We start from the raw sequence: 21,814 nt of genomic DNA, 5'->3' as shown, positions 1-21,814 counted from the left end.
CCTCCGATAGCCATTGAACCGTCCGGTACAAAAAGTGACGGACCTTGAAACTGCCTACAGGAGCCTTGCCCGCATGTTCGTCGACCTGAAAATCCGCACCGGAATGTTCTGGGTGCTTTCGCTGTTCAGCCTGACCCTGCTGTTTTCCTCCGTCAGCGCCTGGCGCGGCGCGGTGGGCAGCGACGCACAGATCAACGAACTGGACGACACCGCGCACCAGTCCGACCGTCTGAACAACGCCCTGCTGATGGCTATCCGCGCCAGCGCCAACGTGTCCTCGGGCTTCATCGAACAACAAGGCGGCCATACCGACAGCGCCAAGGCCCGCCTGGTGCGCTCCGAAGAACTGATCGGCGAGAGCCTGAAACTGGTGGCGTCCTTCGTCGACAACGTCCAGGACCCGGCGCTCAAACCGGTGGCCGACGACCTGCAACGCACCTTCGCCGCCTACGCCAAGGCCGTCGCCGGCCAGCGCGAGGCGACCCTAGCGAATTCGCTGGACCATTACTTCGCGGTCAACGTCGATGCCGGCAACGCCATGGGCCGTTTGCAGAACCTGCGCCAGGAATTGGTCAAGGCCCTCAGCGAGCGCGGTCAGCAGGTCATGGCCGAGTCCGAACGGCGCTTGCACCTCGCACAGATCATCAGCCTCGCCCTGTTGGCGGTGACCCTGTTGCTCGCGGCCCTGTGCTGGAGCTTCATCCAGCAGCGTGTGCTGCGGCCGCTGCGCGAGGCGGGCCGGCACTTCCAGCGCATCGCCGGCGGTGACCTGAGCGAGCCGGTGCAGGTGCCGGGCAACAATGAAATCGGCCAATTGTTCGCCGAACTGCAGCGCATGCAGCACAGCCAGCGCGACACCCTCGGCCGTATCAGCGGCTGCGCCGGACAACTGGCCGAGGCTGCCCAGGCCCTCAACGCGGTGACCGAGCAAAGCGCCGAAAGCCTGCGCCGCCAGGACGAGGAGCTGGAGCAGGCGGCCACCGCCGTGACCGAAATGACCACTGCGGTGGAAGAAGTCGCGCGCAATGCAGTGTCCACTTCACAGGCCGCCAACGACTCCAACCGCCTTGCCGAACAGAGCCGTCGTCAGGTCAGCGAAACCCTCGACGGCACCCAGGCCATGGCCGGCGAAGTGCAGGCCGGCAGCGAGCGCCTGCAACTGCTGGCCGGCGAGATCCGCGATATCGGCAAGGTGCTGGAGGTGATCCGCGCGGTGTCCGAGCAGACCAATCTGCTGGCGCTCAACGCCGCCATCGAGGCCGCGCGGGCGGGCGAGGCCGGGCGCGGTTTCGCGGTGGTTGCCGATGAAGTGCGCACCCTCGCCTACCGCACCCAGCAATCGACCCAGGAAATCGAACAGATGATCGGCAGCGTGCAGAGCGGCACCGAAGTCGCGGTGAGTTCCATGCACACCAGCGCCGAACGGGCCCGCGCCGCGCTCGACACCACCCAGGCGTCCGAGCAGGTGCTGGAAGGTATCTACGCCGCCATCGGCCAGATCAACGAGCGCAACCTGGTGATCGCCAGCGCCGCCGAGGAACAGGCCCAGGTCGCCCGCGAAGTGGACCGCAACCTGCTGAACATCCGCGAACTCTCGGCGCGCTCGGCCGAAGGCGCCGAACAGACCAACGCGGCGAGCCACACCCTGTCGGGGCTGGCCAAGGAACTGACGGCGCTGGTCGGGCGCTTCCGCATGTAAGCGCGGGAACTCCGGACGGGGCTGCTGTAGACTGGCGCCCCGCCCTTTTTCCGGAACTGCCCGCCCGATGCCCGTTGTCACCCTGCTCCAGACCCCGCCCGAAGAACCGCTGAAAAGCCAACTGCTGCAGTGGGTGGTGGATGACTTCAGCCAACTGAGCAGCACCGCCCTGCCGCCGAGCAATCCGCTGTACAACCTCTATCAGTACGGCCTTGGCTTCGAAGTGCACCTGTACCTCGAAGCCCTGGGCGGCTCGCGGCTGCCGGTCGAGTTGCTGCTGGCCTGTGACGACGACGATCCGCAGCAGTTGCACGGCTTTGCCCTGTGCCTGCCGATCGACGGCGAGCCCGGCGCCTGCGCGGTGGCCTGGATGGCGGTGCGGCCTGATCTGCGCCGGCGCGGGATTGCGCGGTCGCTGCTGGACCACCTACGCCAGCGCTACAACCGTATCGAACTGGCCTGCGGCCAGGGCAAGGTGCCCTGCTTCGAGGCGCTCGGCTTCGCGGTGGCGGGCGTGCGCGATACCCAGGTGCTGATGGCCAGCGGCGCGGCGCCGGGCGATGGCGTGCTGCTGATGCTCGACGTCGCGCCGGTGTGGCGGACGGTCGAAGTGCAGCAGATCCACAGCTACCTGCTCAAGCAGCACGGGCGCAAGGCGATGGTCGAGGCGGAGAAAAAGCGTGACCGCCATCTGGATGAACTGAGCCGGCATGCACGGGCGTTTGTGCTGGAGCGGATTGCGCAGGTGCAGGTTCGCGAGATCCGCCTGGTCTGAGCCTGTACTGTAGGCGCGAGCTTGCTCGCGAAAGGCCGGAAAACCTCGCGCGCCCCTTCGCCAGCAAGCTCGCCCCTACCGTCCGGCGGCAACTTCGGAATGATTGAACTTCAGCCAATGTCTACCGAATCAGGTAGCTCTCGTTGCGGGAAGGGTTCGATCATGCGCCTCATGCTGAATGCCGTCTGCCTGTCGATCATGCTTGTGCTCACAACCACCGCCAGCGCGGCCGACCCCGCCATCGCCGTCAAGGCCGAGGAAAAAGCCGAAGCCCTGGAACACGCGGTCGCCACCCAGGCCACCGACGCCAAACCCGCCCCCAGCGAAACCATCACCCCCACCGAAGCCAAGGCCGTGGACCCGCAAGGCGCCGCGCCCCTCGACGACACCCTGACGTGCCTGGCCCGCACCATCTACTGGGAATCCAAGGGCGCCAGCGACGCCGATATGCAGGCGGTGGCCAATGTGGTGATGAACCGGGTCGGCCACGAGGGCTTCCCCGACACCGTCTGCGCGGTGGTCAAGGACGGCTCCGAACGCCATGCCTGCCAGTTCTCCTGGTGGTGCGACGGCCGCGCCGACCAGATCAAGGAAGACGAGCAATACCTGAAAACCAAGGAAATCGCCCGCAAGGTGCTTAACCGGCAACTGCCGGACAACAGCCGCGGCGCCCTCTATTTCCACGCCCGCAACGCCTCCCCCGCGTGGTCGAAAACCTTCCTCAGAACCGCACAGACCGGCAAATTCGTCTTCTATCGACCGAAGAATGGCGCCGCCCACTGATTACCTGCGGAACCCTCAAGGCCTTGCGCCAGACAAAGACGACACGCGCACGCCATATCTGGCTACCATGCACGCCATCAGGCAACCATTCCCCAATTGACCGGGGACCACCGGCCGGCCATGACCGCGGACCCGCCGGATTTACCGCAAGACGTGCCACACCGGGCCCTCCAGCACGCCCCGTGGCGCCAGATCAAGGGAGATTCAAATGCGCGTCAGCTCATCCATCCTGCGTATCGCCATGTTCTGCCTGGCCCCGGTGTTCGCCAGCCAGGCCATGGCCAGCGAAGAGACGCAACTGATCGATGCGATCAACGGTTTCCGCAACCAGCCACAACACTGCGCCGGCCAAGGCTCGCTGGAGCTGCCGCCACTGGCGAGCGATCCGCGCCTGGTGCTGTCGGTCACCGGCATGGGCGACTTGCAACAGCAACTGGCCCGGGCCACGTACCCGATGGTCAACGTCCAGGCCATCAGCCTGTCCGGCCCGCGCGACGCGGCGGCCGCCATGCAGGCGATCCGCGAAAGCTTCTGCCAAGTGGTGCTCGACCCGCAGTTCGTTGATATCGGTGTCAGCCGCGTTGACCGCGAATGGCGCATCGTCGTCGCCCGCCCCCTGCTCAGCGCCCGCCTCGGCGACTGGCAAAGCGAAGGCCAGCAACTGCTCGAAGCGATCAACAGCGCCCGCGCCCAACCGCGCCAATGCGGCAGCCAGACGATGGCCGCCACCCGCCCGCTGGCCTGGAACACCACCCTGGCCGGGGTCGCCCAGAGTCACAGCCGGGCCATGGCCAACCAGAACTTCTTCGACCATATCGACCGCGACGGCCGCACTCCCGGCGACCGCGCCGAGCTGGCCGGCTACAACGGCCAGCGCATCAGCGAGAACATCGCCGCCGGCCTCGACAGCCCGCGCAAGGTGCTCGACGGCTGGCTGGCCAGCCCCGGCCACTGCGCCAACCTGATGAACCCGGCCCTGCGCGAACTCGGCGCGGCGTATGCCACCGACCCGAAAAGCGATGCAGGAATCTACTGGACGGCGCTGTTCGGCACACCATGAGGGCCGCGCCACCTGTTATTTCTGTCAGTTAACGGAAAGCGCCTGACAGTGCACTCTTGACGCCATGCCCAACGGACATGGAGCAAGGACATGCAGGATCAGACGCCCGCCATCACCCCACCCGCGCTGCCCAAGGGCGGTGGCGCAATCCAGAGCCTCGGCGGTAGCTGGGGGGGTGCCGGCGGCAGCGGTGCCGCCGCCTTCGAGATTCCGTTGCCGCTCTCGCCAGGTCGCGGCTACGCCCCGACACTGTCCCTGAACTACCGCAGTACCATCAGCAACGGCGTGTTCGGCATGGGCTGGAGCCTGTCGCTGGGCTGCGTTGCCCGGCGCACCAGCAAAGGCGTGCCGCGCTACAGCGACGACGATGTGATCATCGGCCCCGACGGCCAGCCCTGGCTGGCGGAACTGGACGGCAACGGCGCGCCGCTGTTCAGCGAAATCGACACCTACCGTGGCCTGGCGCTGGACCAGCGCTATCAGGTCATCCGTCATTTCCCGCGCATCGAGGGCGCCTTCGAGCGCATCGAACACTGGCGCGCGGACCCCGGCGACCCAGGTTTCTGGCTGGTTCATGGCGCCGACGGCAGCCTGCACCTGTATGGCCGCACCGCCGCCTCGCGCCATGCCGATCCGGATGATCCGCAACGGGTCGCCGAATGGCTGCTGGAAGAAAGCCTGAACGCCCACGGCGAGCACATCCTTTACCAGTACAAGATCGAGGACTTGGCCGGCCTGGCGCCGGACACCCCGCGTGACTTCCGCGCCCAGCGCTATCTGGGCCGGGTGCGCTACGGCAACGCCGAGGCGTATCCGTGGCTGTACCTGTGGCAGCCGGAGGACATCGAGCGCCAGCAATGGCACTTCGACCTGCTGCTGGACTACGGCGAACGCCCGGTCGACATCGACGACAAACCGCAGTACGGCGCATCCACACCCTGGCCCGTGCGCAGCGATCCCCACAGCAGCTTCGCCTACGGTTTCGAGCTGGGCACGCTGCGCCTGTGCCGGCAGTTGCTGATGTTCCATCACTTCCCAGGCGAACTGGGCCCGGACCCGGTGCTGGTGTCCCGTCTGCTGCTGGACTACCAGACCACGACGCTGTCCTACACCCTGCTCGCCGCCGTGCATCAACAGGGCTGGGGCGCCGACGGTCGGCGCAGCAGCCTGCCGCCACTGGGCTTCGCTTACAGCGCCTTCAACAGCCAGGCCGAGCGCACTTTCAGCGAATTCCCGACCATGCCGGGGCTCAACGACGGCCAGTTCTACCAGTTGGTGGATCTGTATGGCGAGGGCTTGCCCGGTGTGCTGCACGGCAATGACCAGGGCTGGTACTACCGCGAACCCCTGCGCCTTGCCGAGGCTAAGCAGCCCGATGCGGTGACCTACGGCGAATGGACCGTCCTGCCGCGCATCCCCCTGGCTGACCGCAGTCGGCCCGTGCACCAGCACCTGACGGACATGACCGGCGATGGCCGGCTCGACTGGTGCGTCAGCGCGCCGGGCCTGAACGGCTTCTTCACCCTTGATCCGGACCGGCAGTGGTCGAACTTCGTGCCCTTTGCCGTCGTCCCCGACGAGGCGCTGCACCCGCTGGCGCAACTGGCCGACCTGAGCGGCGCCGGCTTGTCCGACCTGGCGCTGATCGGCCCACGCAGCGTGCGGCTGTATCCGTCGCGCCGCGAACGGGGCTACGGCCAGGGCGTGGACGTCGAACACCACGACGACAACCTGCCGGTGATCAGCGATGGCCGCGCCGAGGTGGTCGCCTTCAGCGATATGCTCGGCAGCGGCCAGCAGCATCTGGTGCGCATTCGCCACGACGAGGTGCGCTGCTGGCCGAACCTGGGTCATGGCCGCTTCGGCAAGGGCTTTCGTCTTGCTGATCTGCCGTTCGGCCACGATGAATTCGATGCCTCGTGTCTGCTCCTCGCCGACCTGGACGGCTCCGGCGCCAGTGACCTGCTGTACCTGCAAAGCGATGGCGTGCAGGTGTTCATGAACCGCAGCGGCTTCGGCCTGGAAGCGCCCGTGCTTTACCCCTGGCCGGACGGCGTGCGCTACGACCGCCTGTGCCAGGTCAGCGCCGCCGACCTGCAGGGTCTCGGTTGTGCCAGCCTGGTGTTGACCGTGCCGCACATCAACCCACGCCACTGGCGCATGGACTTCACCACTCGCAAGCCCTACCTGCTGCACCGCACTGACAACCACATGGGCGCGGTCGGCTGCGTCGAATACCGCAGCTCGGCACAGGAATGGCTGGACGAAAAACAGGAGCGGCGCCAGGCCGGCCAGTCGCCGGTCAGCCAGTTGCCCTTCGCCCTGCACCTGGTGACGCGGCAGAGCCAGCTCGATGAAATCACCGGCAACCGCCTGGTCCAGTGCATGCGCTACCGCGGTGGCTACTACGACCGCCACGACCGCGAATTGCGCGGTTTCGCCCTGCTGCTGCAAACCGACAGCGAGAGCGCCCAGGGCAGCGACGACGCACACTTCACTGCGCCGCTGCTGAGCAAGCACTGGTTCCACACCGGCGAGTACCCGGCGCCGGCACTCGACACGCCCTGGCACGACCCCGAAGCCCCGACCCTTGGCCCCGACCTGCTCAGCCGGCTTGACCCGCACACGCAAGACGAGCAACTCATCGACAGCCCAGGCGAACCGCAACGGCACGCCATGGCCCACGCCCTCAGCGGCCTGCCGATCCGCAGCGAGCGTCATGGCCTGGCCCCCGGCGCCGACAGCACAGTGCCGTACTCGGTGGAACAACACCGCTACCGGGTGCGCGAACTGGCAGCGGCCAGCCCGCACCAACCCTATGCGCAGATGCTGCCCCTGACCCTGGAAACCGTGCGCCACGACTACGAACGCCAGGCCGACGACCCGCGCTGCCAGCACCAGATCAACCTCGCCCACGATCGGTTCGGCCAACTGACCCACGGCGTCACCCTCAGCTGTGCGCGGCGCCGCCAGGTCAGCGATCCGCCGCCGTTCGATACAGAGCACGAACAGACCTGGTGGCGCGACGCGCACGACGAGGCCCAGTACAACCACTACCTGCACGAAACCCGCGCCGAAGCCATTCACCTGACCGATCCGCAGGGCTGGCGCATCGCCCTGCCCTGGCGCCAGCGCGGCAACGCCCTGGTGCTGCCACGGGCGCAACTGCCCGCCGGGCAACGCCGCTACGAACACTTCGCCAGTGCCGACGGCCCGCTGCACGCGGAGGCCGAACGCGCCCTGACCGGGCAAACCCTGCAACGCTACCAGGCCGCCGACAGCCCGCTTCGCACCGACTTGCCGGACGGTGAAGCAACCTTCGAAGCCCTGCCCGGCTTCCTCGAAAGCGCCGAACTGAACGACAGCGCGCTAGCGGCCTACGACCGGGTGATGACCCGCGAACAACTGCGCGAGAAGCTGCTGAGCCTGGGCTACCAACGCATGCCGGCCTTCCTCCCGGCGCAGCCGGAGATGGAACTCTGGTCCGTGCGCCAGGGCTTCACCCACTTCGGCCCGGCCAGCGCCTTCCATCGCACCGTGGAATTTCGCGAAACCCACAGCCACGGCCTGACCCAGGTCGGGCACGACCCCTATCACTGCCTGATCAGCGACATCACCCTGGCCGATGGCTGCCGGACCCACGCCCGGTTCGACTATCACTGCCTGCAACCGGTGCACATCACCGACCCCAACCAGAACCACCAGGAAGCCCTGTATGACGGCTTCGGGCACGTGCTGGCGAGCAGCTTCCACGGCACCGAGGCCGGTCAGCCAGTGGGGTTCGCCCCGCTCAGCGATTACCAGCGCGACAGCGACAGCCTCGCCGACGCCCTCGCCGACCCCGCCCGCGCCCTGCAACAGGCCGCCAGCGCCTGTTACTACAACGCCTTCAGTTGGATGCAACCGGCCGAACTGCGCCAGCCGGTGCACAGCGCGGTGTTGCTGGCCGACCGTTACCCCGGCGATCCCGAAGTGCAGGTGCGCATCAGCCTGAGTTGCAGCGACGGCTTTGGCCGGGAGTTGCAGGGCAAACAGCAGGTCGAACCGGGCATGGCCTACGCCGTGGATGAACAGGGCGAACTGCTGATCGAGGACGGTCAGCCGGTGCTGGTGGACAGCCCCGAGCGCTGGCGGGTCAGCGAGCGTGTCGAATACAACAACAAGGGGCTGGCGGTGCGGGTCTATCGGCCGTATTTCGCCAATCGCTGGCGCTACATCAACGATGCCTCGTTCCGCCTGTTCGGCTACAACGACCAGCAGTTCTACGACCCGCTGGGCCGGGTGCTGCGCACCCTCACCGCCAAGGGCTACCTGCGCCGCCAGCGCCACCTGCCCTGGTACAGCATCAGCGAGGACGAAAACGACACGTGGGAAGAAATGCGGGGACCGGATGCGTAGCGCAACCCACCTGCACACGCCTGATCTGAACGTCGGCGACAGCCTCGGCCGACCGCTGCGCCAGGTGGCTTACTGTCGGGACACCCCGCAGCAGACGGCTGAACGCCGAGTCACTTTGAGCAGGTATGACGCCGCCGGGCAGTGGTCACGGCAATGGGATCCGCGGCTGTTCCAGCGGCTGGATCAGGACGACAGCGTCGCGCCTGGCCAGGCGCTGCTGTCATCGCTGTCCGGTAATCCGTTATGGCTGGAAAGCGCCGACGCCGGCTGGCGCCTGACGCTGTTCGGTGATGCCGGGCAGTCGCTGGAGAACTGGGACAGCCGCGACAGCCATTGGCAAACCGACTACGACGCGCTTCTGCGCCCGGTACTGATTCGCGAAACCACAGCCGAGCAGCCCGCGCGCGCTGCCGAGCGTTTCAGCTACGGCGGAGCCGAAGCGTCTGCCAACAACCGCTGCGGCCGCCTGCTGCGCCACGACGATGAAGCCGGCAGTCGCCTGATTCCCGGCTACAGCCTGGGCGGTGCGGAACAGGGCGAGATTCGCCTCTTTCTAGCCGACCTCGACCTGCCCGACTGGCCCGCCGCAACCGGCGAACGCGATGCCCTGCTGGAGCCCGGCGACGGCGCCCACACCACCTTTCTCCACGGCCCACTGGGCGAGGTGCTGGAACAGACCGATGCTCTCGGTAACCGCCACAGCTCGCGCTTCAACCTCGCCGGCGAATTGGCTTCGATCACCTTGGGGCTGGAAGACCGCAGTGAGCATGAGCTGCTGGGCGACGTCCGCTACAACGCCTTCGGCCAGATCGAAAGCCAGACCGCTGGCAATGGCGTTATCAGCCTCGCCCACTACGACCCCGTCGACGGTCGCCTGCAACGCCTGAGCGCCAGCCGCCCGGAACGCGGCACCTTGCAGAACCTGATTTACGCCTACGACCAGGTCGGCAATGTGCTGCGTATCGAAGACCTCAGCCAGCCGGTCAGCCATTTTTCCAACCAGAAAGTCGACCCGGTCAGCACCTTTCACTACGACTCGCTGTACCGCCTGATCGAGGCCACCGGCCGAGAAGCTACCGGCGCGGCGATCAGCCCCGGACTGCCACCAATGACCCCGGCACCCGGCGATACCAGCCGCCTGCTCAACTACCGCCAGCACTATGAATACGATTCCAGCGGCAACCTGCTCAGCCTCCAGCACATCGGTTGGCAGGCTTATAACCGCCATATGGCGGTAGCGGACGACAGCAATCACGCGTTGCCATGGGTCGATGGCGTTGCCCCTGAAAATCCCCGCGCCGGCTTCGACGGCAACGGCAACCTGTTGCACCTGCAACCCGGTCAGCCCTTGCAGTGGAACGCCAGCAACCAGTTGCACAGCACGCGGCAGGTCGCTCGCGAAGATGGCGAGAATGATGAAGAACACTACCGCTACGGCGGCGATGGCTTGCGGGTGCGCAAGGTCACCACACGCCTGGTTGGCGGCCGCTTGCAGCGCAGTGAAGTGCGCTATCTCCCCGGACTGGAATTACGCAACCGTGACGGCGAGCGCCTCAGCGTGATCAACCTCCAGGCCGGCCGCTGCGCGGTGCGCGGCCTGCACTGGCTTGAAGGCAAACCCGACGGCATTGACACCCCACAACTGCGCTACAGCCTCGGCGACCCTCTCGACAGCAGCACCCTGGAACTGGATGGCCAAGCGCGGATCATCAGCCACGAAGGCTATTACCCGTTCGGCGGCACGGCCTGGTGGGCGGCGCATTCGGCGGTGGAAGCGGGTTACAAGGTGCGCCGTTACGCGGGCAAGGAACGGGATGCCAGCGGGTTGTACGACTATGGTTTGCGCTACTTCGCACCGTGGCTGGCGAGGTGGATCAACCCGGACCCCGCGGGAGATGTGGACGGGCTGAACCGCTTTGCGTTCGTGCGCAATAATCCGCTGACCTGGCGCGACCTCCACGGACTGAACGCCAACTACGCTGTCCAGCCCTTCAGTAAAGAGGCAAAGCGTTCGCTACCTGCCGGGCTGATCAACAGCGGTAGTTCTCAGGGTGTTTCTCTACGAGCGAGTGAAGGACCGGCAGTTGATTTTGCCTACAACGTCATCTGGAGCACCAAGCGCTATCTTTCCCGAGGCGCCGGCAATCAGCTCGGCGATATCCTGCGCAGCAGCTATACCTCGGCGATTTACAGCAGCATGCTGCGTCAGGCGATCGATCCGGCAGGCGGGCCAACCGACTGGAGGGCTCATGCCGAACATGGCCTCGCAGCCGCAACAGGCTTGTGCGATGAACACGCGGCAGTGTTCGTGCACTTGGCAGCTTCGTCCGCCCAATGGCCCGGAACGCCGGTATCCATTGCGCAAACACACGATCACAGCTTCGGGATGCTGGGTGATCCGCGTCTCACCGATCCGATAGTGGTCGATCCGTGGGTGACTGCTCCGGTTCCCCACCCGCTGTCATGGGGACAGAACAGCATCGACCAGCCAACGCTGGACTTCACACCGCGAATGCCCGGTGACCCGGGCTTTGCCATCAGTACCGAACGCGTCGCTGAACTGCGCGCGCAACATTATTCGACGATGCCTGCGTTAAGCCAGAACTGGCTGGCGAACAATCTCATGGAGGGGGTCAACAACCGCTCGGTATGGTCTCAAACAGCTTCGCTGAGTGAAGCACAAAGCATTTATTACCGGCTGGACGGCCAACAGTTCGATACAGCCCTGGTGCCGGCTTCGCAATTCGAGGCTGTCGTTCAGTCACTGCAACTTGCGGGCAAGCACAGCGCGAATCCACGCATCGGGCCGCTGTTGCGGCGCTTTTGAAAGCGCCGGGGCCGGTGTGGGCATGAGGCGCCAGTCAGTAGACCGGGTAGCGGCGACCAGACGCATGCCGAGAGTTTTCTGCCGTTCTCAAGATCGAGCGCCGCCCGCGCGGCGCATCGCGAGCAAGCTCGCTCCTACATTGGTTGCAACGTATCTATGTCTGTCAGGCCATGGTTGACTGCCTTGTTTGTACGACAGCCTCCCTGCGGTTCATCGCCAATCGCCAAAGGCGGGCAACACCCTTCTGACAGGCCATGGCACGTTGCAACCAATGTAGGAGCGAGCTTGCTCGCGATGCGCGGGCGGCGCTCGATCTTGAGAGCGCTGAAAAAATCCCGGCATGCATCTCCCGGCCCCCTCAACCACCCAGCAACCCCTCCACATGCGCTGCAAAGTCCGGCCCACCGTCCAGCGCCGTATAGCGGACCTGCACGATAACGTCGGTCAGGCTCTGCAACAGCACCTGTTGCTGCGCCGAGCCATGGTGCGGAAAGCGCAGTTCCCAGCGCGACAACGCACCGGTGCCTTCGAACGGCAGGTAGCGTTCGTCATTGAAATCGAGCTGGAACACGCCGTGGTCGTCCAGCCCGCGGGACAGGCAGATGCTCTGACTGGCCCGCGGGTTGTAGAGGATATGGCGGGTGTCGCTGTCGGGTTTGCCATAGAGATGGTTCATCGCCCGTGGATCGGCCTTGAGCACGGTGCGGCTGGAAATCTGGGTCAGCACGGCACGCACGTCCTGGTAGGGACCCACGAGCCCCGGCAGGGTCACCGAGACGCTGACCAGCTGGCGCAGGAAATGGCCGGGGTAGTCGTCGTCGAACAACCGGGCGAACAGCTCGAAACCGAGGCTGCCGCTTTCGCCCTCGGCCAGCTCTTCGAGTACCGCCGCCCAGGACGTCTCGGGGTAGGACTGGCTGTCAAAGAGGGCCTTGAGCGAGAAGGTCCTGACCAACTCCTGGCGCCGTTCGAAACGCTTGAGATAAGCCGATTCCATGCGCAGCAGTTGCAGGCGCAAGGCATCGCCGGCCGTCAGCCCGTAGTAATTGTCGAACCAGACATTGGGCTGGATGAAGCGGGTCTGGTAGTCGCCCATCTCGTACTGCCAGCACGCTTCGCCGTTCAGGCACAGGGCAACCACTGCGTCGTAGGCCTGGAAGTAGAAGGTCGACATCTGCCCGAGCAGCCACTGATACAGGTCGGCGTTGGTGCTGCGGGTTTTGAGGAAGCGGTAATAGTCCTGGGACTGCTGCTCGCCCTTGCGCACCTGCGCCAACTGGATACGCGCCATCTCGATGGCGGTGCGCTGGCCGGCGATCTGCTCATCGATGGCTCCCAACTCGGCCTCTGCCAGGTCACGCTGCAGGGTCCACTCCTCCAGGCGCCGACGGTACTGCTCGGTGACCCCGAGCCGGTCGGCGGCGGTCCTGGTGATGGCCGCGACCATGTCGAGGCCCTCGGACGCCGCCAGCACCGCCGCCCCGACGCGAATGTGACCGCCACCGAATGCCGTGGCGATGAACGAGCCCATCTGCGTCGCGCCAGCGGCGATCTGCATCACTTGCGCGCTGGTGCCGAGAATCGTCGACGTCAGGTACGAGTCCATGACGTGTTGCTCGGTGCTGGAGATGTTTTCCGCCGCCAGGGCCTGGAAATGCCCGAGGCGTTTGTCGATCACGCGCCGGCTCGCCTCCAGCGCCAACAACCCGGCTTCGGCGTGCTCCAGCGCCGCGCCCTGCAACTGGATCGAGAACTGCGAGAGCTCCAGCACATGGGACTGCTGCAGTTCTTCCTGGAGGGCGCGGTCCTTCATTTCGCGGTACAGGCGGACCTGTTCGCCAAACCGGCCGAGGGTTTCCACGGCATTTTGCAGGCGCGGCAACAGCGCCCGAAAGCGGAACGGCGGAATCGGCGCCAGGCTGCCGACGCTGCGCTGCACCAGGCCACTGCCGCTGTTTTGCGCGCGCAGCAGGTCTTTGGGGTCAAGCGCCGGGGCGTACAACGGCACCATCAGCGGCTTGCCGTCGAGCGTGCGGTTGTTGCGCAGGTTGTTCAGGCGGGTGGCCAGTTGGTCCCAGAGTTCAAGCAGTTCGGTATTGACCGGCAGGCGAAAACGCGGGGAATCGAGCAGCTCCAACCACGGCCCGCTGCTGACCGGCAGGTGCAGCGACAGCGCCTGCGGCAGTGTCGCGTCAATGCCGGCGAGCAGCGCGCTGTCGGGCTCGGCGCCCTGTTCCAGGTTCACCGGTTCCCAGCGCCCCACCGTGCGGTTGTCGGGTTTGGGCCCGAGGAGGTTGAGGGCGCGGGTGTACATCAGTTGCGCCTCGGTCAGCGCATCGCGGGTCAGGCGCCGGTACAGCAGGTCACCGTAGGCCAGCAGGTTGCGCACGTAGAAGGCGAAGATCGCCTTGCGGTAGTGCACCGGTTGCGAATAGCAGATGGCATCCGGGTCGGTGATGCCGTCCACTTCGTACTCGCCCCGGCCTTCCTCTTCCAGCGGTCGCACCGACCAGTAGAACGGGCTTGGCGGATGGGTCGGCTTGATGCGGGCCTGCGGGTTGAACAGGTAGTTCAGCCACTGCTCGGCGGCGAGGTAGTCGAATTCGTGGTGCAGGCGCCACGCCACCGCATGCGGGATGTGGAAGAACAGCTCCCAGAAATAGCGCCCGTTGGCGCCATGGAAATCCATGAGCTGGCTGGCCGAGCTGCCGGGCAACGGCGGTTCTTCGATGTGCTGGGTATCCCAGCTCAGCAGCGCATCGACCGAGACCATGGCGCGGGCCACCAGATCCTTGGCAAACAGCGTGTTCAGGCGAACGTAGCGCAAGCCTTGCAGGTCGAGCGCGGCCAGGTCGAGAAATTGACTGCCGTCGGGCTGCACAACGATGCTCGGGCGTTCTGTCGCCAACGCGCCCACCTCCACGGCGAACTGGACGACGCCATGAAGATCATCCGGGCCCAGGCTGAAACTCAGGGCCAGGACCGGAGGAATGGCGTCGAAATCCCGGCCCAGCGGGATCTGCATCAACCTCATCTGGGCGCCCCCGTTCAGCAGCACCTCTTGCTCCAGCGTCTGCTCCGCGCCTTGGCTGGGGTGATAGGTGATCCGCAGAACGCCGCGCCGCAGTTGCCAGTACTCACCATCCCAGCCCATCAGCAGCAGGTCGCAAATCCCCTGGCACAACAGCAGATAGCTGCCGTCGGTGGCCTGCCCAAACCCTGCCCACAACGACAGTTTGGCGTTGTGCGGCCCTGGTTCGTTGTGCTCGCCGTCGGGGTCCCGGTGTACCGATGTGTGGGCGGCGCGGTCTGTCGCCAGCGGGTGCTGGAACTCGTGCGAGTCGCTTGAGAAATGCCCGAGGGCATTGACGATCTTGTCCAGGTAGCTGCCATCCGTTGGCAAGCCGCCCACAACTTCGTGCAACACCGTGCCAAAGCGCATGTTCAGCACAATGACCTCGAAATCCTTGGCCCACGCATTGTCGGCGCCGTAGGCCAGGACGATCCGCTTGTCGTGCGGATCGGACTCGCTGACGAAGGCGGCGAACGCGTCGGCGCCGACGACATGATCCTGGCTGCTCAACAACGGCAGGCTCATCGGTACGGACCAACTGCCGTCCAGGGTGCGATACGCCAGGTTGACGCTGTAGCGCGAGACCTCTTCGAACCGGCCGGGAATGTCGGCACGCCGCGCCGGTATCGGTTTCTGCTCCAGGCGGTGCTCGATCCAGGCCACGTGCAGGCGCCCTTCGATCACCAGCGGACGGATGTGCAGCACGCTGTGCCCCTTGGGAATCTCGACCGGCAACCACTCGCTCCAGGCCGTCGGGCTCAGGTAATCGTCGGCACGGGCAGCCGCGTCCTCGGCGGCGAAACGCACGCTGACCTTGCGCCAGTAGTAGGCGTGCGGCTCGACGTTCTGCTGACCAATCAGGTAGTACTCGGCGTGGCGGAAATCCATGCCGTCGATATAGCCGCTGAGCACGTCGAGGTTGCTGATGTGTTCGAACTTGCCAAGGTAATGCTGCAGCGCCTTTTGCACCGCGTCGGTGGAAATCCGGCTCTGGTTGATGTCATTGACGAACGCGCGGAAGCCCTGGGTCTGCTTGAGGCGCAAGCCCGGATCGATGTAGTTCTCCGGGTAGTCCTGGAGCATCTGGTTGGCGGCCCACACGGCGTACTCGCTTTTGCTCGATCGCCATTCCTGCTGCGCCTTGCTGTCGAACACGCCCTGGTAACCGGGCTCCATGCCATTGAGGATCGCGTGAAGGTACTGCTGGACACTGGCCATGCCCATGGCCACGCGGCTGGTGTCCACCTGCGCGCTGACCTGGTTGTCGATCAGCAGGAATTCGTAGAGGTCCTGCTCGGTGACCAGCCCCTGCCCGGCTGGCACCGTGTGTTGGGGCACGATCTGGCCGAGGTAATAGGCGACCAGGGCATCGCGATGGTCCTGTGCGAGGGTGCCGAACAGAGGGGTCATGATGCATCTCCCGAAGGCAGATCGTCAGTGATGGGGAATTCGGTCGGACCCAGCAGGTACAGGCGTTGACTCGTGGGGAATGACAATCCGATCTCCAGGCTGCCGGGCACCGGTGTCGACAGCCAGACGCTCGACCCTTGCACACGCCGTGGGTCGCCCTTGAACGTGACGGGATTGAGTGCGCCGCCCTCTATCCTGAAAAAGCCGTACCAGGTATTGGTTGAGCCGAACACTTGCTCTTCACGTCGGGAGAACTCCACCGACGCCTTGACCTTTTTGGCTCCAAGGTCGATTTGGAGGTTCGTCTCCATGACCACGAACTCGCAGACGCGCACGTCGATTGTTTCGCCCACAGCCCCAAAGACCAGTGGCATGGAGGACGCTACGCAATCGGCATTGCGTGTATCGACCGTCAGCAGCATGTCGCCCGCCTGATCGCTCAACCCATCACTGGTGTACAACGCGCCCCGCAGGCTCAGGCTTGGCCCCAGCAAGCGCACGCCGCTGATCCCCCCGGACCCATCGCTGACATTCAGCACGAAGCGGTGAATGCTGCCGTGGTCCAGCAGATAGTCGCCGTCCAGTTCGATCAGCGCGTCCGACGGCGTTGCCGTGACGGTAATCCGGGCGGCCTTGCTGAGCGGTTCCGGTTCGATGCTGTTCGCCACCAGGTGCAGGCGTTTCTCCAGGCCATCGACCGGCTCGAAGGTGCAATGGGGCTTCATGGCCCCCGGCCCGCCAAACACAACGGGGTAGTAAATCCACACCCGTCCGGCGCTGTCGGTGTGCAAGGCGCTATCGGCGCTATGGGTCGCCCCGCGGACCGTCAGGCGCAAGGTATTGGCCGTCTCACGAACACTCGGCGCGGCGTTGCCATTCAAGCGCCGCAGGTAGCCGGACAACCCTGCGTAGGAAGCAAGTTCGTTGCTGTCCAGGGCGAAACGCAACGTGCCGAGGGTCAGGTCCACGACCTCCCGCAGACGAACCCGCAGGACCAGCGTCACGCCAAGGTTCGACAGCACGTTCAGCACGACTTCGTTGTTGTACGGGTCGCTGTTGGCCTCGAAGGCGGCTCGCGTGGCGTCGATGCTCAACAGCACTTCCCCTTTGGCATCGCAGTCCACCGGGCTGCCCATCGGCGGGTCGAGTTGCAGGCCAAGGCGCGAGGGATCGGCGCCGCTGCCGAGGCTGAATGTCAGGCGGCAATCGGCGTCACCCGAACCGTCGCTGCGCACGGCGCGGATCAGCACGCCGCCGGCAAAACCAAGGTCCACGACGAACGTCTCCGCCGCCCCCGCCACCGGCAAGAGCCCGGCACTGTCATCGGCGATATGGGCCGTGAGCTGGTCATGCGCGTTGACCACCCGGACCTTGTAGTCGAACACGTCATCTTCGCGAATCGAACGCACCTGGATGGTGTGCTCACCCAGCTCGGCCTGGGTGAAGTGACGCTGATACTCGGCCTTGCCATAGCGGTCGGTGGCGGTGGTCGCCAGCAATTGCTCGCCTTCCCACCAGGTGACCGGATAACCCGCCGCTTCCGGCATCAGTCCGACCTCGAAGTGGGCCGGCCTGCTTTGATAAATGACGAAGTCCTGCTCTTCCGGATACATGTAGAACAGCCTTGGCAGTTCGTGCACCGTCACCGCATCGGAGGTCAGTGTCTGCAACGGCACGTCCTTCACCTCGGCATTGACCGTCACCCGCACCTGACCGGTCACGGCACTGAGGAAGGTGATACTGGCAATGCCCTGCGCATCGGTCAGGCTGTGCGCCGGGTCTTCGACAAAGCCGCCGAGGTCCGCGGTCCAGTCCACCGAGGCGCCGGCCACCGGGCTGCCGTCGAGGTTGACCACCCGGCAGGTCACGGTCACTTCCTGGGTGGTCGCCGCCGGGCCGCTGAAGCGCACGTACTGGAAGTACGGCTGTTCAAGGAAGGTGACCGGTTCGAAACGCTCGCGCTCGCCGTTGCTGGCAAAATCGACGATGACCAGCGCCAGCCCCGATGACAGGCTGCGCAGTCCCGCACGGCTGAAACCCTGGGCGTCGGTGCGGGTCTGCGGGCGCTCGAACGTGCCGAGGTCGGTGCTCCACGCCAACACCCGGTCCCGCCCGGGGTTGTCGTACTTGTCGAGCAACTGCAGATGAAAGCTGATGGTTTGCAGATTGCCGGCCAGCGCCTCGGTCGGCTCGCAGACAGGGTCCTTGAAGCGCAGCGAGGCCTCATCGCAGTCGATGTGAATCAACGGCGCCAGAATCCGCCGGTCCAGGCCGAAGCGCGCAATCACCTGGGCCACGCCCATTTCTCCGGCGGCCAGCAGTTCGACGCTGACCTGGCCGTTCTCGTCGGTACTGGTCGAGGATGGCGCGTGCAACTGGCCCAGGCTGCTTTCCCAGGTGACCGTGATGTCGGCCATCGGCTGGCCGAGAAAGTTCTTCACGGTCAGCAGGCACAGGGCTTTCTCACCGGAGCCCGCCACCAGTTGCTGGGTGTCGACGACGATCCAGGAGGCCTCGCTTTGGCCCAGTTCGCCCTGGTCCACAGCGGCCTGGTCCTGCAGATTACCGGTCAGGCTGCTCAAGGCGCCCTCGGCGGCGTTGCGGTAGTGCTCGCGCGAGCTGTTGCTGCGCAGCCGGCTCAAGGCGATGGCCGCGCTGCTGCCCAGTTGCAGGGTCTGGCAGGCCTGGCGCACGCGCACCAGGTGGTCCAGTTGGCGCACCGTGGTGACGAAGCCGGTGGCGGTGATTTCCGCCATCGTCTCCAGCACATCGCGAATGCCGAAGCCGGTGAACAGCGCGATCTTGCCGGCCGCATCCTCACGAATCATCAGCAGGTCCTGCTCGCTCAGGTCCGGCGGCAGGCTGTTGACCAGCTTCAGGTAATCGAGAATCGCCTGTTCGCCCTGGCGGGTCCGCTCCAGCAGCGCACGGTATTGCACCAGCACATGCAGCCGGGAAAAGCTGATGTCGGCCGCATCTGGGCCGGGCTCGCCCGCCGCATCAAACCACTCCGGGTGGGCGATGTAGCTGCGCAACGCCAGCGGGCTGAGGGACAGGTGCTCGACGATGCCCATGCGGTGAGTCAGGCGCGCCAGCAACGCCAGGACCTCGTCGCCCACCGGCACCGGCAATGGCGTCGGGTCGCTGCCGTCGAACAGGCGCAACACCTCCTGAAGCAACTGATAGCTGTTGCCGCCGGTCCAGACCAGCAACTCGCGGCTCAGTTCGGCGCTGCCGCCCAGGGTGTTGGCCAGTGATTCCCAGACCAGGCTCTGCTGCGCGGCACGGGCGCCCATCACCAACTGGAACAGGCGCACCAGCAGCTCCGGTGCCGGGGACAATTCCAGGTTATCGATGATGATCTGCAACCGCGCCTTGAGGGCCTCTTCATAGGCATCTGTGTTGCGGTAGCCGGGCAACTCGCGGACCAGTCCCTGCGCCGAGACGAAGTGATCGAGCTGCTGCAACCAGTCGATGGGCACCGGATGATCGATCCCCGCCTCCATGGGCACGCCAGCATCGATGAAGGTCGTCTCGCTGAGGATCGCCGGCAACATGCGTCCGTTGATATGTTTGAGCAGATCGAGCTCACGGTCGCTGGCCGCGGCGACCGGCGCCAGCGGCATCAAGTGCTGGTACAGCCACGCGACCGTGAGGTCGTTGTCGCGGCACCACTGCACCGTGTCGGTCAGCGACTGGATCACGCTGAGGGTATCGCTCAGGTGCGTGTGCTGGTGCACCGCCAGTTCAGGCCGGATCAGCCGGGACACGTATTGATGGCCGCGCTGGCCGATCAGTTGCAACAGCGCGATCGCCTCGATGCTGCTCAGCCCGAGCAAGGCCGGCAAACGCGTCAGGCGGTAGAAGGCCGACACCACCGCCGGCGACCAATGCAACTGCTGGTGCACCGTGCCGTCCAGCAACTGCTGCTCGCCAAGCGTCTGGGCAATGTAACGGGCGACGTACAGGTAAGTCTCGAAGCTGATCCCCAGGGCGCTGCACAGGTGATGGACCTTGCGGTACTGCGCCTCGGTGGACGGCGCGATGTCAAAGGCACTGTCGTCCAGCAGCAAGGGTTCGCTGAACAGCGTCGGGTCGTTGAACACCCGGTCGAACTGCGCCACCTCGCTGCCCAGCGCGTACAGCGCCAGGCCGTTCAACAGGGCGGCGAAGTCCTCGGCGCTGACCTTGAAATCACGCCGCAGCCGACAGAACAGGCCCAACGCCCTTAGGGTGTTCTCGCTGATGTCCGCGCCGCGCCCCGCTTCGCCATGCTCGGCCAGCAGCGCCGCATCGAGCAGACGGTCGGTTTCACCCAGCGCCAGGCCCAGCCCGCGCGACAGGCGAATGACCCGCTGCATGCGGTCGAAATGGTCCTCGGTCCAGTCGGTCAGCGTGTGCCTGCCGTCCTTGCTGACCAGTGAAATCACCGGTTCCTGGCCGGCGTTGATGTAGGTCGAGCCAAAGCGCGCCGGACTCGCCGGCGCCAGCCCCGGGACGTTGGGCGAGGCCGTCGGCGCATGGTGTTCGATCGACAGCAGCGACGCCACGGAGTCCTGGTCAAGGGTGGTGCGCAGGCTGAACGCGCTCAGGTCCAGCAGATCCTTGGCCGCATCCACGCCGTAATGACGCATGAAAAACCCGCTCTGGGCGGCGTGTACCGATTCGCGCAGCAGCGTGCGCGGGTGGGTCCGGGTCTGCACCGAGCGCGTGCTCGCCCGCCTGGCGCCACGCGGGAAGTAAGGACTCTCCAGCAACAAGGCTCGCAGTTCCGGCCCCATGGCCATGTCCATTTGCAGGGCATCGTCGGAACGCTGCGAATGCAGCCCACCCTGGCAGAAGTACGGAAAGTCCGGGTCCAACTCGCGGATAAGGTCACCCAGGCCATAGTCTTCACGCTGCAGCACCGCACGAATCTGCGACAGGTAACGCTCGAACGGCAGCGTAAACGGGTAGCGCGTTTCGGCCAGGGCATCGTCCACCGTGCGGTCTTTCTGGTTATGGTCGTCCAGGTGTTTGCGGGCCGCATGCTCGAGGATGCCGTTGACGATGCCGATGGTTGGCTCGACCCGCTCGAACGCCTGGTTGTCCAGCATCAAGGCGGCGAGGTCCGGGCGGCGCTGCGCCAAGGTGATGGCCTGGTCATTGGCCATCGGCTCGATGACCGTGGTCACCCACTGGTACAACGCCACGAGGTAGGCCACGGGCGAGGTCGTCGCTTCGATGGCGCCGGGCAGGCAGTTATCCCCCCAACTGGGCTGGAACTGGCTTTCAAAGGTCGGCCCGTCCACCAGCGCGCGCAGGCCGGTTCGCCAGGGCTCACTGGCGGAGACGCTGCCGGTCAGCCGCTGTTCGCGGTAGTGCCGCGCTGCCAGCACCGCCAGAGTGCTGGCGCGCTGGTGCAGCGCGCGCGCCTCGTCACCGGCCAGGTCCGGTCGCCGCGCCATCAGTTGCTCCACGGTCCCGCGAGCAATGCTGAACGCGGAATCGAGTCCCGTCTGTAACAGGTCCCGGGGCTGAGCAGCAGGTGCGGAAACACGGGAGCGCCGGGGCATGAGGTGTTCTCCTTCGGTAGAGGAACGGCGCCAACTGGGCCGCCCTCCGCCGAAACTAACCAGAGATTGATTTTCCGACTACTGACAGAAATAACAGGTGCTGGCCCGGAAGGCGCTGGCACAGGGCCAGGCGGGCGGGATAACCTGCGTTTTTTTTCGACTGGACCGTGTCCCGGCGCGATCCCGCGCAGCCCGCACCTGAGAGCATGGGTATCTACACATCTTTCGGTCATG

8 protein-coding genes are annotated in these 21,814 nt (G+C 65.5%); 6 read left to right on the top strand and 2 right to left on the bottom strand.

Features of this window, described 5'->3' with window-relative positions:
• Positions 1-73: 73 nt before the first annotated feature.
• The 6 genes from NTD88_RS01155 to NTD88_RS01130 all read left to right on the top strand — a co-directional run bounded on the left by NTD88_RS01155 (position 74) and on the right by NTD88_RS01130 (position 11,542).
• A complete protein-coding gene (locus NTD88_RS01155; protein WP_262154833.1) occupies positions 74-1,699 on the top strand; it encodes a methyl-accepting chemotaxis protein in 1,626 nt (541 codons plus the stop codon).
• 67 nt (positions 1,700-1,766) lie between these two features.
• Positions 1,767-2,474: a GNAT family N-acetyltransferase gene (locus NTD88_RS01150; RefSeq protein ID WP_262154834.1), complete on the top strand. Its 708-nt coding sequence runs from the start codon at positions 1,767-1,769 to the stop codon at positions 2,472-2,474.
• Between the two features lie 162 nt (positions 2,475-2,636).
• Positions 2,637-3,257, top strand: a complete 621-nt coding sequence (locus NTD88_RS01145) for a cell wall hydrolase (protein ID WP_095153667.1) — start codon at positions 2,637-2,639, stop codon at positions 3,255-3,257.
• 208 nt (positions 3,258-3,465) lie between these two features.
• Positions 3,466-4,317 (top strand): CAP domain-containing protein, encoded by an 852-nt coding sequence (locus tag NTD88_RS01140; RefSeq protein WP_262154835.1) that lies wholly within the window; start codon positions 3,466-3,468, stop codon positions 4,315-4,317.
• A 90-nt stretch (positions 4,318-4,407) separates the two neighbouring features.
• Positions 4,408-8,715: a SpvB/TcaC N-terminal domain-containing protein gene (locus tag NTD88_RS01135; RefSeq protein ID WP_262154836.1), complete on the top strand. Its 4,308-nt coding sequence runs from the start codon at positions 4,408-4,410 to the stop codon at positions 8,713-8,715.
• On the top strand, positions 8,708-11,542 hold the full coding sequence (locus tag NTD88_RS01130) for an RHS repeat-associated core domain-containing protein (protein ID WP_262154837.1): 2,835 nt from the start codon (positions 8,708-8,710) through the stop codon (positions 11,540-11,542). Before NTD88_RS01135 ends, NTD88_RS01130 begins: the two co-directional genes overlap by 8 nt.
• 358 nt (positions 11,543-11,900) lie before the next feature.
• Here NTD88_RS01130 and NTD88_RS01125 read toward each other — a convergent pair whose 3' ends face one another.
• On the bottom strand, positions 11,901-16,025 hold the full coding sequence (locus tag NTD88_RS01125; RefSeq protein ID WP_262154838.1) for a neuraminidase-like domain-containing protein: 4,125 nt from the start codon (positions 16,023-16,025) through the stop codon (positions 11,901-11,903).
• Complete coding sequence (locus NTD88_RS01120) at positions 16,022-21,580, bottom strand: Tc toxin subunit A (RefSeq protein ID WP_262154839.1); 5,559 nt, start codon at positions 21,578-21,580, stop codon at positions 16,022-16,024. Before NTD88_RS01120 ends, NTD88_RS01125 begins: the two co-directional genes overlap by 4 nt.
• Between the last annotated feature and the right edge of the window lie 234 nt (positions 21,581-21,814).

Origin of the sequence: Pseudomonas sp. 20P_3.2_Bac5, assembly GCF_025466035.1 — a bacterium.
GTDB lineage: Bacteria > Pseudomonadota > Gammaproteobacteria > Pseudomonadales > Pseudomonadaceae > Aquipseudomonas.
This window is presented reverse-complemented; position numbering and strand designations above follow the sequence as displayed.